Origin of the sequence: Polaromonas sp., assembly GCF_030682935.1 — a bacterium.
Classification (GTDB): domain Bacteria; phylum Pseudomonadota; class Gammaproteobacteria; order Burkholderiales; family Burkholderiaceae_C; genus Polaromonas.
Map to the genome: position 1 here is coordinate 1 of NZ_JAUXNA010000027.1, position 1,782 is coordinate 1,782.

Here is a 1,782-nt window from a genome sequence, read left to right on the forward strand (position 1 = left end):
ACTGTGGCCCCAAGGGCTATCCCGGCATGGCTGAAGTCGGCAACATGGGCCTGCCGCCGAAATTGCTGGCGCAGGGGATCACCGACATGGTGCGCATCTCGGACGCCCGGATGAGCGGCACGGCTTACGGCACCGTGGTGCTCCATGTGGCGCCCGAAGCGGCTGCCGGCGGGCCGCTGGCCATCGTGCGCGATGGTGACTGGATCGCACTCGACAGCCATGCAGGCAAGCTGGACCTGGAAATCAGCGACGCGGAGATGGCGCAGCGCCACGTCGAGCGGGAAGCTCGGCAGGCCCAGCAGGCGGTCGCGCCAAAGAGCGGCTACCAGCAGCTGTACATAGACAGGGTGTTACAGGCTGACGAAGGCTGCGACTTCGATTTTCTGGTGGGATGCCGCGGCGCCGATGTCCCCAAGCATTCGCACTGAGCCCGCGCGCCGCATGATTTTGAGAGGCCAGCGATGAGCAAAAAAATAAAATGCGCGCTGATCGGTCCGAGCAACATCGGCCCGTTTTGCGTGCCTCCAGTCAATCTTCTGGAACTCGTTGGACGGCGGGCAGGAGGGCATGATCGAGGATGCGGCGATGACCATGGCCAAAGCGCGCAGCCTTCTTTAGAAAGATACCCATGACACATTTCAGGAACGTTCGCTACAAAGGCGTATTTCCCGTGGTGCCCACCACGTTTACCGAAAACGGCGAACTCGATCTGGCAAGCCAGAAGCGTTGCGTCGATTTCATGATCGACGCGGGCTCCAACGGCCTGTGCATTCTGGCCAACTTTTCAGAGCAGTTTTTGCTTTCGGATGACGAGCGCGAAGTGCTGACGAAAACCATCCTTGGGCATGTCGGTAGTCGAGTGCCGGTGATTGTGACCACCACCCACTTCAGCACCCAGGTGTGCGCGCAGCGCAGCCGTCGCGCCCAGGACCAGGGCGCCGCCATGGTCATGGTCATGCCGCCCTACCATGGGGCAACCTTCCGCGTGCCGGAAGAAAAGATTTACGAGTTTTATGCGGGTCTGTCGGATGCAATCGACATTCCCATCATGATTCAGGATGCGCCCGCCAGCGGCACCGTCCTGTCTGCGGCGTTTCTGGCCCGCATGGCCAAAGAAATCAAGCAGGTGTCCTATTTCAAGATCGAAACCGCGGGCGCTGCCTCCAAGTTGCGCGAACTGATTCGCCTGGGGGGCGACGCCATCGAAGGTCCATGGGACGGCGAGGAGGCCATCACCCTGCTACCCGATCTGGACGCCGGTGCCACTGGTGCCATGACCGGCGGCGCTTACCCCGATGGCATCCGCCTGATTGTCGATGCCTACGCCGCGGGCCGGCGCGAAGAGGCGGCAGCCGTTTACCAGCAATGGCTCCCCCTCATCAACTATGAAAACCGTCAGGGCGGCATCTTGACGGCCAAGGCTTTGATGAAGGAAGGCGGCGTGATCGCCTGCGAAGCACCCCGCCATCCCTGGCCCACCATGCACCCCGCTACTCGCGCGGGCCTGATCGAAACCGCGCAACGCCTGAACCCGATGGTTCTGCGCTGGGGCAAGTAAATTCAACAGAACGGCGCACTGAACCATGACGATTCAAAAACACGACAACCTGATCAACGGCCAATGGATTGCGGGTGCCAAATACGCCCCCAACATCAATCCATCCAACGTCGCCGATGTCATTGGTGACTACACCCAAGCCGATGCCGCGCAACTCGATGCAGCGGTCAAGGCGGCCCGGGCCGCCTTCCCGGCCTGGTCCACCGGCAACATCCAGGCGCGCG

The 1,782-nt window shown here is 61.6% G+C and carries 3 protein-coding genes; all 3 read left to right on the forward strand.

Translation table 11 applies throughout. The annotated features are described in order from the left end of the window. Positions 1–428, forward strand: a 428-nt coding sequence (locus Q8K05_RS00995; protein WP_305244689.1) for a dihydroxy-acid dehydratase, incomplete at its 5' end; no start/stop codon positions are given. A 200-nt stretch (positions 429–628) separates the two neighbouring features. Next, positions 629–1,558, forward strand: a complete 930-nt coding sequence (locus Q8K05_RS01000) for a dihydrodipicolinate synthase family protein (protein WP_305244690.1) — start codon at positions 629–631, stop codon at positions 1,556–1,558. A gap of 25 nt (positions 1,559–1,583) precedes the next feature. Beyond that, on the forward strand, positions 1,584–1,782 hold a 199-nt coding region (locus tag Q8K05_RS01005), incomplete at its 3' end, for an aldehyde dehydrogenase family protein (protein ID WP_305244691.1).

What these genes read in the sequence shown, in the direction of transcription:
- Q8K05_RS01000 (WP_305244690.1), top strand. Translation starts at nt 629, where the DNA reads ATGACACATTTCAGGAACGTTCGCTACAAAGGCGTATTTCCCGTGGTG.